The organism is Streptomyces sp. NRRL WC-3626, from assembly GCF_000718785.1.
Classification (GTDB): Bacteria; Actinomycetota; Actinomycetes; order Streptomycetales; family Streptomycetaceae; genus Streptomyces; species Streptomyces edwardsiae.
The window spans coordinates 1-14,993 of the sequence record NZ_JOCA01000001.1; the positions used below are offsets into that span (position 1 = coordinate 1).

The window sequence follows — 14,993 nt, forward strand, 5'->3', positions numbered from 1 at the left end:
TGCCGTCGCGCCCACCCGTGCCGCCCCAGCGGCACGACTGCCCGCGGAGGGCGGAGGGGGCGGGTGGGGGTGAGGGGGGTCGGGGGGCGCAACTAGGGTCGGGGTATGGAGATTCTGGGTGCCACACTGCGTGTCTGCGTTGGCGACATCGAGGCCGCCATCCCCTTCTATGAGCGGCTGGCGGGCGGTACGGCCCTCCGGTTCGAGCGGGGTGGTGTCCACGTCGCCGCGGTGGGCTGCTTCCTGCTGATGAGCGGCCCCGCGGCCGAGCTGGACGTGCTGCGCAAGGTCGCCGCGACCATCGCGGTGAACGACGTCGAGGAGACCGGGCGGGTGCTCGCCGAGATGGGCGCCGACATTCTCGCGGGTCCGCTGCCGACGCCGGTGGGCCGCAACCTCATCGCCCGGCACCCCGACGGGGCGGTCTACGAGTACGCGGACCGCCACGCCTGACCGCCGGGTTCACGGCGTGGGCCGCATCCGGAAGTCGTAGTGCTCCGGCAGCGGTTCGCCGGTGACGCCCGCCCACTGCAGGCCGATCACCTCGTCCCCCTCCCGCAGGTCGGCGACCTCGAAGCCCGCGTCGAACACGGCACGGGCCCGCTCGACCCGCCCCTCGGCGAGCAGCAGCCCGGCCTCGACCAGCCGGAACCTGCCGCGGGCCCGGGTCGCGGGGTCCAGCCGCTGCCACACGGAGCGCGCGTCCGCGATGCGGCCGACGGCGAGCAGTGCCTCGATCGCCTCCCGTCCGAGCGCGGCGGTGACGGCGGTCCACGGGATGTCGCCGCCGCGCACCCGGCAGAGGTCGTCGAAGGCGTCCGTGTAACGCTCGGCGGCCCGCTCGAGGTGGCGGTCCTCCTGGTCGGCGACCGCGAGGCAGCGCAGCGCCGGCCAGGCCGCGGGGGCGTGCCGCAGCCCGCGCTCCCAGCTGCGTACGGCCTGCGCCCGGTCGCCGGCGTGCCACTGGGCGACGCCGAGGTGGTACTCGGTGAGGGGCGTGGCGGGCGCGGTCTCCAGCATGTCGCGCCAGTGCCGGGCGACAAGCGTCCCGCCGGGCGGGAGGCCGCCGGGCGGCTCGGGGAAGGAGCCGGCGCGCAGCAGGTGCAGCCACGGCCGCTGCTCCTCGTCGACGGTGTTCTCGTCGAAGGGTGTGCCGGGCAGTTTCCAGCCGGCCCGCAGCACCTCCAGGGCGCCCCAGCCGGAACCGGTGGCGAGCCGTTCACCGGGTTCGGTGTCGGCGTACGGCTGCCAGGCCGCGTACGCCGCGTCGACCTCGGCGCGCGGCAGGACCGCCTCGAGCCGGTTCTCCGCCTCGGTCAGTACGCCGTTCCACTCCCCCTCGGGCCGCGACTCGAACGGCCCGTACGCCTCCAGCCAGGACACCTCGCTTTCCGCGTCCAGCCGGACGTGTTCCAGCTGGGTGCGGGCGAGGCCCGCCTGGATCTCGCAGTAGCCGCCGGTGCCGGGCTCGGTGAGCCACTGCTGCCAGCTGCGGCCGCCGGGCCCGCCGCCCCATACGAACAGCTTCCGGCCGCGCAGCACGTCGGTGGAGGTCTGCACGAGGCCGTGGCCGTCGGCGTCCAGTGCGGCGATCCAGCGTCTGCGGTGTCCGGGGACGTCGTAGAAGTAGTCGGCGGCGTACGTGCTGTTCGGCGGGTAGGTGCGGTCGACGCCGTCGTACTCCGGGACGGGCACCCTGCGCAGCCGCCGCTCGTAGCCGAAGTGGTAGGCGTCCTCGGCGGGGGCGAGGACCCGGCACTCCTCGGGGACGGCGATGTTGGACCACCAGTAGGTCGGCACCGGCTTCTCGTGCGGGTTGCGGACGCGGACGCCGACGTACAGGAAGTCGGAGCCGTCCGGCAGCCACAGGTCGACCTGGAAGGGCAGGTCGCGCAGCCGCTCCCACTCCCACAGGCGCAGCATCTCCCCGCCGTCGGGGGCGGGCACGCGGGCGGCGTGGACGGGTGAGCAGGACAGGGTGGTGTGGCCGGTGGCGCCGATGTTCCATTCGACGCCGCCGGAGAACCAGGCGCCGTTGAGGGCGAAGTTGGCGGGCTGGAACACCGGGTTGCGGTAGAGGAGTTCACGGCCGGTGGGTGTGTGGACGAGGGAGGAGATCCGGCCGCCGAGGGCGGGCAGCACGGTGGCGCGCAGCCGGTCGTTCTCGATGACGAGGGCGTCGAGGGCGCGGGGTTCGCGGCGGCGGTCGTAGCCGTCGCGCACGCGGACGGGCAGGAGACCGTGCAGGGGCTCGTAGCCGATCTGCCGGGCCATGTCGCGCGGCAGATCCCGCTTGTCGCGGTCCTCGATGCGGTGTGTCTCGTCGAGTGGCCGCAGGGGCGGCAGCGGGTTGTCGGGGCCCAGGAGTGCGGCGGGCAGCGTCAGTACCTCACGTCGGATCGTCGTCACGATCTCCATGGAAGCCTCCGCGTGCCCGCCTGAACAGGGGCGCCGCGCGTCAGGTTTCCGCGAAGGCGGAGACCACCGTGTCGGCGAGGAGCGCGCCCGCCGTCCCGTCCGGGTCGAGGTCGGGGTCGTAGATGGTGACGGTGAGGCCGACACAGTACGGGGAGGTGAGCAACGGGCGTAGCAGGGCGAGGAGTTCGGCGGGCTGCAATCCGTCGGGGTCGGGGCTGTCGACGGCGGGCATGACGGCCGGGTCGAGGACATCGGCGTCCAGATGCACCCAGAAGCCGTCGAGTCCGGGCGCGGCGTAGGACCGGGCGGCGGCGCGGGCGAGTTCGCCGGCGTCCCCCGCGCGCAGGTCTCCCACGGTGACGACGGGGATCTTCAGCGCGGCGAGCTCGGCGCGGTCCTCCTCGAAGTAGTCGCGGATGCCGAAGAACCGCACGTCCTCGTCGCGCAGATAGGGCCCCAGCCCCTCCAGGTCGGTGAGGTCCTTCTGCCCGCGCCCGGTGGCCAGCGCGACCTCCTCGCCGCCTGCCGCGCCGACCCCGTCGGCGCTGCCGGGGTGCCGGAAGTCCGGGGAGGCGTCCAGGGCGACCAGCCCATACCGTCCGACGCGGCGCAGCGCGAGCGTGGCACCGAGCTGGACGGAACAGTCACCGCCGAGGACGACGGTCAGATCACCGGCGCGCACGTGGTGCTCCACGCGGTCGGCGAGTTCGACGGTGTAGGAGGCGAGAGCGGCCGCGTTGAAGACGCCGTCGCCCTCCTGCCAGTCGCCCCGGTCGTAGCGCGGCGGCACGACCACCCCGCCCTCCTCGGCGTGCAGTCGTTGGACGATCCGCTGCTCACGCAGCGCGCCGGCCAGTTTGTAGCAGCCGGGCACGGTGCCGGGGGCGGGCGGGCGCAGGCCCAGGTTGGAGGGGGCGTCCACCACGACGATGTTGCGCATGCGGATCATCCTCGCTCAAGGGGGTCCGGTCCTCAACGGCCCGTGTCCCTGTCACTGGTCCTCGCCCAGCGCTGGTGGTCGCGCCAGGCGCCGTCGATGAAGAGCATCTTCGGGGAGAAGCCCTCCAGACGGAATCCGCAGGCGCGGGCGAGGGCGATGGAGGCGGCGTTGCCGGGCTGCACGTTGATCTCCAGCCGGTGCAGCCGCATCGGTCCGAAGGCGTACCGCACCACGAGGTCCAGGCCCTCGCGCATCAGCCCGCGCCCGGCGGCGTGGGCGAAGGCGCCGTAGCCGAGCGCCCCGCACAGGAAGCCGCCCTCGACGATGTTGTTGATGTTGATGAATCCGGCGAGGGCCCCGTCCGCGTCCTTCTCGCAGACCAGGAACCCGGCCTTCGTACGGTCCTCGATCAGCCGCCCGGCGTACGCGGAGTACGCGGCCTGGCTGTCCGGCGGGAACAGCCAGGGGTGGTGCAGGTCCTTGCTCTCCCGGGCGCGGGCGGTGAACTCGGCGCCGTCCGCGTGGGTGAAGTGACGCAGGCCCACGCGGGGGCCTTCGGCCAGGTAGCGGGAAGCGGTGTGCGGCACCCTGCCACCCTACGACGGACGGTCAGCGCAGCGCCGGTTCGTCCAGCGTCAGCGTGCCCGCTCCGGCGTCGAGTTCGGCCGGGACGCCGAACGGAACGGTCAGCGCGTCGTCGCAGTGGCCGAACCCGAACTGCTCGGCCACCGGCACTCCGAGACCGCCGAGCCGGTCGGCGAGCAGCGCCCGCACCCCGTCGTACGGCCCGCACTCCGCCCACGAACCGAGCAGCAGCCCGGACACCCCCTCCAGCCACCCGGCCCGCAGCAGCTGGGTGAGGTAGCGGTCGAGCCGGTACGTCTCCTCCCCCACGTCCTCCAGGCAGAGCAGTCCGCCGCGCGCGGCGGGCCTGGCGTACGGGGTGCCAAGGTCGCCGGCGAGCAGGGCGAGGCAGCCGCCGAGGGTGACCCCGCGTGCCCGGCCGGGGACGAGCGCGGTGCCGTCGGAGTGGAGGGTGCGGACCGTCTCGGGGGCGAAGAGGGTCGCCTTGAGATGCCGCTGCGCCCGTTCGCTCTTGATGAAGTCGACGCCCGCGGCCATCGGTCCGTGCAGGGTGACCAGGCCGAGCCGGACGGCGAACGCCTCGTGCAGCGCGGTGATGTCGCTGAACCCGACGAGGACCTTGGGTCCGGCGGCCCGCATGGCGTCCCAGTCGAGCAGGTCGGCCATGCGCTGGACGCCGTAGCCGCCGCGGGCGCAGATCACCGCGTCGACGGCGGGATCGCACCAGGCGGACTGGAGGTCGGCGGCCCGGTCGGCGTCGGTGCCCGCGAGGTAGCCGAACTCACTGTGCCGGTCCAGGACATGCGGGGCGACGAACGGGTCGAGGTCCCAGCCGCGCAGCACGTCGAGCCCGGCCTGGAGCCGCTCCTCGGGCACCGGACCGCTGGGGGCGACCACGGCCACCCGGGCGCCGGGGGCGAGCCGGGCCGGCCGGCGCAGTGCTTCCACCGGGGTCATGCTTCGAGCTCCAGGGTCGGTACGCCGGGCGGTTTCATGCCGAACACCTGGGCGTACAGGGACAGTTCCGCCTCCAGGGCGCGCACCATGGTCTCCGCCCGCCGGAAGCCGTGTCCCTCGCCCTCGAAGGTGAGGTAGGCGTGCGGGATGCCCCGGCCGGCCAGCCGGGCGAGGAACCGCTCGCACTGGGCGGGCGGGCAGATCACGTCGTCCAGTCCCTGGAGCATCAGGAAGGGGACGGAGAGCCGGTCGGCGTGCTCGACGGGCGAGCGCCGCGTGTACCGCTCGGGAACCTCGGCGCGCGGCCCGATCAGGCTTTCCAGGTAGTGGGACTCGAAGTCGTGGGTGTCCCCCGTGCCCCAGCCGGCCAGGTCGAGCACCGGATAGCTGATGGTGCCGCAGGCGTAGACGTCGGTGCCGGTGAGCGAGGCGGCGGTGGTCCAGCCGCCGGCGCTGCCGCCGCGGACGGCGAGCCGGTCACGGTCGGCGGTGCCCTCGTCGGCGAGGGCGAGCGCGACGGCGGCGCAGTCCTCGACGTCGACCACGCCCCACTGCCCGCGCAGCCGGTTGCGGTACTCCCGCCCGTATCCGGTGGAGCCGCCGTAGTTGACCTCGGCGACGCCGATGCCTCGCGAGGTGAAGTAGGCGATCTCCAGGTCGAGCACCAGCGGCACCCGGCCGGTGGGGCCGCCGTGCGCCCAGATGACGTACGGGGGCAGCTCGCCCGCGGGGCCGGTGTGTCCGGGGTGGTGCGGCGGGTAGAGCTGGGCGTGGATCTCCCGGCCGTCCGGTCCCGTGAAGGTGCGGATCTGCGGCTCGGGGTAGTACGCGGGGTCCACGGCGTCCTGGTGGCGGGCGCCGATCACCCGGGCGCGGCCGGTGCGGGTGTCCAGCTCCACCACCTCGTGACCGCTGCGCGGCCCGGCCCCGACGGAGACGACCCGTTCCCCGAGGGCCGCCACGGAGGGGGCGAACTCGGTCCAGGGGCCGACGGCGTCGACGACCTCGCCGGTCTCGGGGTCGAGGATGCCGAGCACGGGGGCGCCCCGGCCGTGCAGGACCGCCACCAGCCCGCCGTCGAGCGGGGCGAACCAGTTGTGGCCCAGCTTCCACAGCGGTCCGCCGAACTCCTCCTCGCGCGGGCAGAGCGGCTCCCCGTCCCGGTAGAGGTTCCACCAGCCGGTGCGGTCGCTCGTGTACAGCAGCCGGCCGTCGTGGGTCCAGTCGGCCTGGGCGATCGACTCCTCGGGCCCGCCCGCCACCGTGCGGGCGTCGCGCAGGGTGCCGTCGGCGGCGACGTCGGCGACGAGCAGCTCGGTGCCGTCCCACGGCATGCGCGGATGGTCCCAGCCGATCCAGCAGGCGCGCCGCCCGTCCGGTGACAGGCGCGGCCCGGTGACGAACCGGTGCCGCCCGTCGCTCAGTTCCCGTACGGCGTCCCGGTCCCCCGCCGCGGAGCCGTCCAGCGGTACGGCGGCCAGGACCCGGCGCACATCGCTGGGGCCGTCGCCGGTGAACTCCTCGAGGACGCACCACACCTCGCCGCGCTCCGGCAGCAGGACCGGATCGGCCCAGCGCAGCCCCTCCCCGACCGGGGACACGGGCGTGAGCGGACGGGGCTCGCCGCCGGGCCCGTACCGGTAGAGGCGCTGGTCGGCGAAGTTCGCGAACACCACCAACGGGGCGCCGTCCCGCACGGTGCCCGCCCAGGGACGGCCGCCGTACTCGATGACGCGGGTCCGCACGTTCCACGGCGCCGGCAGGACCGGCTCCTCGGTGCCGTCGGCGTGTCGCCGTACGAGGGTGCGCCGGCCGGCCTCGGTGGGCCGGGGTTCGGTCCACCACACCTCGTCCCCGACGAAGCCCGTGTACTCGGGGCTGCCGTCATGGGCCGCGGCCGTCGCCGCGTCGATGGGCGAGGGCCACTCGCCGTACGCCAGGGTCGTCACTGTCTCCCTCATCCGCTCAGGCCGTCCGCATGAACCGGTCGAGGACGCGGACACCGAACCGGAGCGCCTCCACCGGCACCCGTTCGTCGACCCCGTGGAACAGGGCCTGGTAGTCGAAGCCCTCCGGCAGCTTCAGCGGCGCGAACCCGTAGCCGGTGATGCCGAGCCGGGAGAACTGCTTGGCGTCCGTGCCGCCGGACATGCAGTACGGCACCACATGTCCCTCGGGCGCGAACTCCTCGATGGCGGCCCGCATCCGGGCGAACGTGGGCGTGTCCACCGGCGCCTGGAGCGCCACCTCGTGGTGCGCGAACTCCCAGTCGACGTCCGGCCCGGTGAGCCGGTCCATGGTCGCCCGGAACTCGTCCTCGGCCCCCGACAGATAGCGGCCGTCGACATGCGCCACGGCCTCCCCAGGGATCACGTTGACCTTGTAGCCGGCGTCGAGCATCGTCGGGTTGGCGCTGTTGCGGACGGTGGCCTCGACGAGCTTGCCGGCCGTGCCGAGCTTCTCCAGCAGCGCGTCCACGTCGGACAGGTCCGTCCGGATGCCGTACACGGCGGCGAGTTCGGTGAGCGCGGCCCGCACGGTCGGGGTGAGCCGCAGCGGCCACTCGTGCTCGCCGATGCGGGTGATGGCGGCGGCGAGCCGCGTCACCGCGTTCTCCCGGTTGACCTTGGAGCCGTGTCCGGCCCGGCCGCGCGCGGTGAGCTTCATCCAGGCCGTGCCGCGCTCGCCGGCCGCGACGGGGTAGATCTGCCGGCCGCCGCCGTCGTGGAAGGTGAACGCGCCGGACTCGCTGATGCCCTCGGTGCAGCCCTCGAAGAGGTGCGCGTGCCGGTCGGCGAGGAATCCGGAGCCGTCCTCGGCGCTGGCCTCCTCGTCCGCGGTGAACGCGATCACCACGTCGCGCCGGGGCCGTATGCCCTCGCGCGCCCAGGACCGCACCACGGCGAGGATCATCGCGTCCATGTTCTTCATGTCGACGGCGCCACGCCCCCAGACCACGCCGTCGCGGACCTCCCCGGAGAACGGGTGCACGCTCCAGTCGGCGGCCTCGGCCGGGACGACGTCCAGATGCCCGTGGACGAGCAGCGCGTCGGCGGACGGGTCACTGCCCTCCAGCCGGGCGACGACGTTGGTGCGGCCCGGGGTGCGCTCCAGCAGCACCGGCTCGAGACCGGCCTCGGCGAGCCGCGCGGCCGCGTACTCGGCGGCGGGACGCTCCTGGCAGTCGCCGCCGCCCTTGTTGGTCGTGTCGATCCGGATCAGGTCGGACGTGAACGTCACGACCTCGTCCAGGGCCCGCTCGTCAGCCATACTGCTCCTCCACCGCGGCCGAGGCGATCGTGGTGACCGCCTTGAAGGTGCGGATCCCGTCGTACATGGTCCCGCTGGTGTACGCCACCTTCCGCTCGCCGGTGCGGGTGACGCCCGGCACGACGGTGGCGGCCATCGCCAGATGCTCGGCGTCGAACTCCACCGCGACGGTGAAGGGCCCGCCGTCGACCGGCTCCCCGCGCACCGCGAGCGCGGCGGCGTCCTTGGCCGCGGCGCGGATGTCGGCGGCCGTCCGGGCGGGGGTGCGGCACACCGCCGCGTACCGGGACACATGGTCCTTGACGGCGACCTTCAGCGCCTCGGGCGCATAGCCGAGCGCGTCCTCGCAGGCCACGTCGTCGCCGGTGACGAGGACGACCGGCACCCCGTACTCGGCGACCACATGCGCGTTGAGCAGGCCCTCGCTGGCCCGTACGTCGTTGATCCAGACGCCGGTGATGGAGTTGGCGAGGAAGGTGTGGGCGAGGACACCCTCCATGCCGGCGCCCGCGTGGTAGCCGATGAAGGCGATGCCGTCCACGTCGCCGTGCTGCACGCCCTCGACCATGGACAGCGACTTGTGCCGCCCGGTGAGCATCTGGGCCCGCTCGTCCAGCTGCTCGAGGAGCAGGTTGCGCATCGTCCAGTGGGCTTCGTTGATCAGCACCTCGTCGGCGCCGCCGTCGAAGAAGCCCTGGACGGCGGCGTTGACGTCGGAGGTGAACATGGACCGGCACCGCTCCCACTGGGGAGTCCCCGGCAGCACGTCGGCCGGCCAGGTGACACCGGTGGCGCCCTCCATGTCGGCGCTGATGAGGATCTTCATACGGGACACGCTACGTGGTTCCGGCGAATCCCGGCCAGCCTGTGGATAACTCCCACAGGTCCAGACCAGTGAAGGTGACATGCCTTCTCATCAGGGGTTACCTCATGCGGCGCGACCCGTCACGTACCAGGTCGACGGGAGTTCGATGCGGATGCCGTCGGGGCCGTGCTCGGTCGTGGTCAGTGGCAGGGCGCCGGTCGCCAGCACGGTCAGTCCGGCCGCGGTGAGGTACCCGGGCACCGCCGCGTCGGCGACCTCGCCGGGGGCTATGCCGTGCCGCAGAACGGGCGCGAGTTTGGGCGGCGGACCGCCGGGGCCCGTCGCGAGATCGCGCAGAACGGACCCCGCCGCCTCGGACGGCTCGACGAGGAAGGCCCGGCCGCGCTCGCCGACCACCGCGGCGATGCCGTCCACCAGCGCCTGCCGGTCACCGGCCTCGCACTGGTGCAGCACACCGCGCATGTACAGGTTGGCGTCGCCGAGTTCGGCGTGCAGCGCCTGCGCATGGGTCCTCTCCACGGCGTCCAGCCGCCGGTACACCGCCTGCCCGGCCGGGTCGGCGGCGCGGGCGCGGTCCAGCGCGGCGGCGGACAGGTCGGCGCCGATCACCCGCGGGAACCGGTCGGCGAGGAAACGGGTCTGGGTGCCGTTGCCGCAGCCGAGGTCCACCAGGGGCAGCCCGGGGTCGGTCAACCGCGGCTCGAACAGGGCGAGATGGCGGGCGGCGGTCAGCGCGGGCTCGGCGTCCCAGAACACCGCCCCCGGTTCGTCCGGCGCCTCGCGCCAGAACCCCTCCCATGCCTCCAGGTACCGACTGGTCACGCTCATGCCCGACTCCCCAGGGTGCGACGCCGGCCCGCCCCGTGCGACGGGCGAGTACGGTGTATCGCGCTCCGGGCGCGCGGACAAGCGCGCGGCGCGTTCTTTCACGGCGCGTTCGCTCCCGGAACGCGCCCCTGTACCACCGGTGTTCAGCGTCGGCGTGGCAGAGTCAGCTCGAACCAGACGCTCTTGCCGGCCGCCGTCCGGCTGGTGCCCCACTCCCTGGCGAGGGTGCTGACCACGCGCAGTCCGCGCCCGAACTCGTCCGTCGGCCGGGCGTTCAGCAGCGTCGGCAGTTCGTGGTCGTCGTCCTCCACCTCGCACAGCAGGGTGTCGCCGCGCACCAGCCGCAGGGCGACGGGGCGGCCGTGGGAGTGCAGTACGGCGTTGGTGACGAGTTCGCTGACCATCAGCTCGGCGCTGTCGACGAGCTTCGGCAGGCCCCACTCGTACAGCTGCTCGCGGACCACCGCGCGGGCCCGGCCGGCCTCTGACGGCTCGGGAGCGATCCGCCATTCGGCGACGTCGTCGGGCTCGATGCCGCCGAGGCGGGCCATCAGCAGCGCCACGTCGTCCTTGCGGCCGCCGCGTGTGTTGAGCGCGCGGATGATGGTGTCGCAGGCGTCGTCCATGGAGGCGGCCGGATGGGCGGCGGACTCGCAGAGCGTGGCGAGCCCGACACCGATGTCCTCGCCGCGCACCTCGACCAGTCCGTCGGTGCACATCACCAGCCGGTCGCCGGCTTCCACGGGCAACCGCACCGCCTCGAAGGGCACCCCGCCCACGCCGATGGGCGCCCCGGTGGGCAGGTCGAGGAGTTCGCTGCGGCCGTCGGCGGCGCGCACCAGTACCGGCGGGATGTGTCCGGCGTTGGCGAGGCACAGTTCGCTCGCGATGGGGTCGTAGACGCCGTACAGACAGGTCGCGAGATGGGTGTCGCCCAGCCGCTGCGCCAGGTCGTCGAGGTTGCGCAGCAGTTGCGCGGGCGGCAGGTCGAGCGCGGCCATGGTCTGCACGGCGGTGCGCAGCTGCCCCATCATGGCCGCCGAGTTGAGTCCGTGCCCCATGACGTCGCCGACGACGAACGCGGTGCGGGCGCCGGGCAGTTTGACCGCGTCGAACCAGTCGCCGCCGATGCGCCCGAGGAGGGTGCCCGGCAGATAGCGGGTGGCGATGTCGCAGCCCGCCATGCGCGGCGGGATGTGCGGCAGCATGCTGTCCTGGAGTGTCTCGGCGACGTTCTCCTGGTACGTGTACATGCGCGCGTTGTCGAGGACGAGGCCCGCGCGGGCGGCGAGTTCGGCGCCGGTGACCCGGTCCATGTCGTTGAAGACCTGCCGCTCCGGATGGCGCAGCAGGATCATGAAGCCGAGGACGACCTGGCGTGCCTTCAGCGGGACGACCAGCATGGAGCGACCGGTGATCAGCGGCCGGATGTCCCGCTTCTCGAACTGCGAGGCGACGGCGTGGCCCATCTCCTCGCTGATGCGCGGGACGAGGACGGGTTCGCCGGTGGTCATGCACTGGAAGAAGGGGGTGTGCGCCGGAAAGGGCATGGCCTCGCCGACGGGGACGACGTCGTCCCAGCGGCCGGGTTCGTCGGTGTGTTCCAGGGCGACCCGGTGCCACATGGTGGTGGTGTCCGGCACGCCCTCGTCGAATCCCTCGCCGGCGACGACCTGTTCGCGCAGATAGGTGCCGGCGACGTCGGTGAAGCGGGGCACGACGGCCTTGCTGACCTCGACGATGGTGCGGGCCAGGTCGAGGGAGGTGCCGATGCGGGAGCTGACCTCGTTGAGGAACTCCAGGCGTTCGCGGACGGCCGCGTACTCCAGGTCCTCGCTCTCGTCGAGCAGTTCCGCGGGGACCGGTTCACCGGCCGCCAGCGCACGGGCGGCCCGTTCGCGCCGCTCACGGCGTTCGGCGCGCCGGGGCACACCCCAGTCGGGGGTCACCGGCACCCGGTCGTTCTGACTGAACTCCAGTATGGGATAGCCCAGTTCGAGAACCTGTGCGGCGATGCGGGCGCCGTCGCCGACGCTCATGCTGGGGAGGATCTCGGGGAGCCGCCGGGCCAGGTCCTCGGCGCCGGGGAGGTCGGTGTGCCGGGCGAAACCGGGCGCGATGCGTTCGAACGTCCCGGCCCCGTCCGTGTGCGGCCCGTCCGCGTCGGCGGCCAGCACCAGCAGCCGCTCGCTTCCCGGGCCGACCAGCGGGTAGGCCCACCACAGCACGTCGACCCGTCCGGCCCCGTCCGCGGCCAGCCGGGCCCGGCCCGCCGCCGGGTAGGACAGGCCTCCGCCGAGTGAGGCGCCGAGGCCGGGTCCCGGACCGTCGCAGGTCCCGTACGGCTCCTCGTCCCCCGTCTCCCCCGGCTCCTCGGGCAGGGCGCCGGTCACGGGCAGCAGGTCGACCGCCGGGATGCCGAGCGCCTCCTCCCTGGGGAGCGCGAACAGACGGCGCGCACCCCTGCTCCAATGGGAGACGAGTCCGTCGCGGTCGACCACGACCACGGCCAGCGGGATACGGCCGGTGCTCGCCGTGCCGTCGGGCGCGCGGTCGTCCGGAGGTGTGTCCCGCTCGGTGCCACGGTCCATGGCCCAGGCCCTCTCTCCCCCGGCTGCGCAAGATCTGTACCGCCGTCACCAACCGTACGGGCACGGTCGGCCACGATGTGTGCCAACGCGGGAATTGCCCGCCCGTGCTCGCACCGGCGCGCGTTCCCGCGCGTGAGCGACCGTTTCAGTCCTCGTGCCCCAACTGGAGGTCGCGTTCGGTGCGGCCGCCGCCGGCCACCTGGAGCACGGTCGCGACCGGCGGATAACCGGCGGCGATGACGGTGTACTCGCCGGAGGACAGGTCGACGAACCGGAAGGTGCCGTCGGGTCCGGTGGTGAGGGTGTCGACGACGTTGCCCGCCGCGTCCAGCAGGGTCACCCGCGCCTCCTCGACGGGCCGTCCGCCGCCCGCCCGCACCGTGCCGCGCAGCACGGCCCCGCCGGCCAGCTCGACGTCCTGACGTGTCTCACGCGCGGCCTGGACGGTGACGGGGAGGGCGGCGGGACGGAACGCGGGCGCGCTCGCGGCGAGCGTGTACTCCCCCGCCACCAGCTCGGTGATGACGTAGCCGCCCTCGCGGCCGCTGCGGGTGCTCGCGACGACCTCCCCGTGGACGTTGGTGAGGGTGACGGCCGCGTCCCGCACCGGTGTGCCGTCGGCGGTGACGACCGTACCGGCGAGGCGGCCCGCGCCGCCGAGGACGACATCGAGTTCGACGGGCCGCTCGCCCACGGTCACGGAGACCGCCTGCGGCTGGTGGCCGCCCGCGGCGGCGATCAGGACGTACGCTCCCGGTCCCGGCGTGGCCAGCGCGTACCGGCCGTCCGCGCCGCTGGCGCCCCGTCCGGTCTGCTGTCCGGTGACGTCGATGAGGGTGAGCGCGGCGCGCGGTACGACGGTGCCGTCGGGATGCTGCACGGTCCCGCAGACGGGGATGCCACCGGTGTGCGGGGAACGGGCGTGCGGCACGTGTGCCGTGAGGTCGGCCGGGTCGGCGGTGGGGGTGTGGTGGGACACCAGCGGTTTCTCCTTGAGGAAGAAGGCGATGAGCAGGCCGAGGACGAGCACCGGCACGAGGTACAGGAAGATGCGCGGCATGGCGTCGGCGTAGGCCTGGACGTAGGCGTCGCGCAGCTCGGGCGGCAGCGCGCGTACGAGCTCGGGGGTGATCGACTCGGCGTCGGGGGCGGCGCCCGCGTGGGCGGGGAGGCGCTCCTCGAGCGCGTCGGTGAGCCGGCCGGCGAAGAGGGTGCCGAAGACGGCGGCGCCGACGCTGCCGCCGATCTGCCGGAAGTAGTTGTTCGCGCTCGTGGCGGTGCCCAGGTCGGCGGGGCGCACGGAGTTCTGCACGGCGAGGATCAGTACCGGCATCACCATGCCGATACCGGCGCCGAGGACGGCCATCCAGACGCTGTAGTGCAGCCGGGGCGTGCCGGTCTCCAGGCGGGACAGCAGCCACATGCCGACGACGGCGAGGGCGGTACCGGTGACGGGGTGCCACCGGTAGCGGCCGGTGCGGCTGATGAGCTGCCCGGAGATGACCGAGGCGCCGACGATGCCGCCCATCATGGGCAGCATCAGCAGTCCCGACTCGGTGGCGGAGGCCCCGTCGACCATCTGCAGATACGTCGGGAGGTAGCTGGCGGCGCCGAACAGGGCGACGCCGATCACCAGCCCCACCAGGGCGCTGACGTTGAAGACGGAGTCACGGAACAGCCGCAGCGGGATGAGGGGTTCGGCGGCGAACCGCTCGACGACGAGGAAGAGCACGGCGCTCACGGCGGCGCCCGCGCCGAGTGCGAGCACCGTGCGGGAGCCCCAGGCGTACTCGGTGCCGCCCCAGCTGGTCAGCAGCACCAGGCAGGTGGAGGAGGCTGCCAGCAGCAGGGTGCCGAGGACGTCGAAGCGGGCCCGCGCGGCCGGCTTGGGGAGCTTGAGCACGACGGCGACGACGGCCATGGTCACGAGGCCGAACGGCACGTTGACGTAGAAGCACCAGCGCCAGGAGAGATGGTCGGTGAAGTAGCCGCCGAGCAACGGTCCGGCGACGGAGGCGAGGCCGAAGGCGGCGCCGATCAGGCCCATGAAGCGGCCGCGCTGCCGCGCGGGCACGATATCGGCCATGATCGCCTGGACGCCGATCATCAGACCGCCCGCGCCGACGCCCTGCACCGCGCGGTAGGCGATCAGCTGGTCCATGGTGGACGCGCGGCCGGCCAGCGCGGAGCCGACGACGAAGACGAGGATCGCGAACTGGAAGACGCCCTTGCGGCCGAGCAGATCGCCGAGCTTGCCGTAGACGGGCAGTCCGACGGTGGCGGTGAGCAGATAGGCGGTGATCGCCCAGGACATCCTGTCCAGGCCGTGCAGCTCGCCGACGATCCTCGGAAGCGCGGTGGCGACGATCATCTGCTCCAGGGCGGCGAGGAGCAGCGCCAGCATCAGCGCGAGGAAGACGAACCGGACCCGGCGCGGGCTCAGGCCCTGTCCGGCCACCGGGGCCGGGGGCGGCGGGCCCCCGGCCGGTGCTGCCGTGGCCGGCTCGTCCTGCGTCAGAGTGATCCCGCCCACGTGCCGCTCCCCTCGTCGCGCCGCCGGACGATTCCCGCGTAAAAG

11 protein-coding genes are annotated in these 14,993 nt (G+C 73.5%); 1 reads left to right on the plus strand and 10 read right to left on the minus strand.

Features of this window, described 5'->3' with window-relative positions; translation table 11 throughout:
- The first annotated feature begins 105 nt into the window (after nt 1-105).
- Entirely contained in the window at nt 106-453 is a 348-nt protein-coding gene (locus IF28_RS0100005) for a VOC family protein (protein ID WP_030211771.1), read from the plus strand.
- Nucleotides 454-462: 9 nt separating this feature from the next.
- On the opposite strand, the gene IF28_RS0100010 is transcribed toward IF28_RS0100005, so the two are convergent.
- The 10 genes from IF28_RS0100010 to IF28_RS0100055 form a co-directional block, all read right to left on the minus strand.
- The gene (locus IF28_RS0100010) at nt 463-2,418 is read right to left on the minus strand and encodes a DUF5107 domain-containing protein (protein ID WP_030211780.1); all 1,956 of its coding nucleotides are present in this window, start codon (nt 2,416-2,418) and stop codon (nt 463-465) included.
- 40 nt (nt 2,419-2,458) lie between these two features.
- Nucleotides 2,459-3,358 (minus strand): arginase family protein, encoded by a 900-nt coding sequence (locus IF28_RS0100015; protein ID WP_051713584.1) that lies wholly within the window; start codon nt 3,356-3,358, stop codon nt 2,459-2,461.
- A 32-nt stretch (nt 3,359-3,390) separates the two neighbouring features.
- Nucleotides 3,391-3,945 (minus strand): GNAT family N-acetyltransferase, encoded by a 555-nt coding sequence (locus IF28_RS0100020; protein ID WP_030211786.1) that lies wholly within the window; start codon nt 3,943-3,945, stop codon nt 3,391-3,393.
- 22 nt (nt 3,946-3,967) lie between these two features.
- Complete coding sequence (locus IF28_RS0100025) at nt 3,968-4,900, minus strand: S66 peptidase family protein (RefSeq protein ID WP_030211789.1); 933 nt, start codon at nt 4,898-4,900, stop codon at nt 3,968-3,970.
- Entirely contained in the window at nt 4,897-6,861 is a 1,965-nt protein-coding gene (locus tag IF28_RS0100030) for a prolyl oligopeptidase family serine peptidase (RefSeq protein WP_030211790.1), read from the minus strand. The genes IF28_RS0100025 and IF28_RS0100030 overlap by 4 nt, the downstream gene beginning before the upstream one ends.
- Nucleotides 6,862-6,865: 4 nt before the next feature.
- Nucleotides 6,866-8,170 (minus strand): M20/M25/M40 family metallo-hydrolase, encoded by a 1,305-nt coding sequence (locus IF28_RS0100035; RefSeq protein WP_030211793.1) that lies wholly within the window; start codon nt 8,168-8,170, stop codon nt 6,866-6,868.
- Nucleotides 8,163-8,996 carry a M55 family metallopeptidase gene (locus tag IF28_RS0100040; RefSeq protein ID WP_030211795.1) on the minus strand — a complete coding sequence of 278 codons (834 nt, stop codon included), beginning with the start codon at nt 8,994-8,996 and terminating at the stop codon, nt 8,163-8,165. Before IF28_RS0100040 ends, IF28_RS0100035 begins: the two co-directional genes overlap by 8 nt.
- Before the next feature lie 102 nt (nt 8,997-9,098).
- The gene (locus tag IF28_RS0100045) at nt 9,099-9,824 is read right to left on the minus strand and encodes a class I SAM-dependent methyltransferase (RefSeq protein WP_030211798.1); all 726 of its coding nucleotides are present in this window, start codon (nt 9,822-9,824) and stop codon (nt 9,099-9,101) included.
- A gap of 143 nt (nt 9,825-9,967) precedes the next feature.
- The gene (locus IF28_RS0100050; RefSeq protein ID WP_030211801.1) at nt 9,968-12,415 is read right to left on the minus strand and encodes a SpoIIE family protein phosphatase; all 2,448 of its coding nucleotides are present in this window, start codon (nt 12,413-12,415) and stop codon (nt 9,968-9,970) included.
- A gap of 145 nt (nt 12,416-12,560) precedes the next feature.
- On the minus strand, nt 12,561-14,948 hold the full coding sequence (locus tag IF28_RS0100055; protein ID WP_030211804.1) for an MFS transporter: 2,388 nt from the start codon (nt 14,946-14,948) through the stop codon (nt 12,561-12,563).
- Nucleotides 14,949-14,993: the final 45 nt, after the last annotated feature.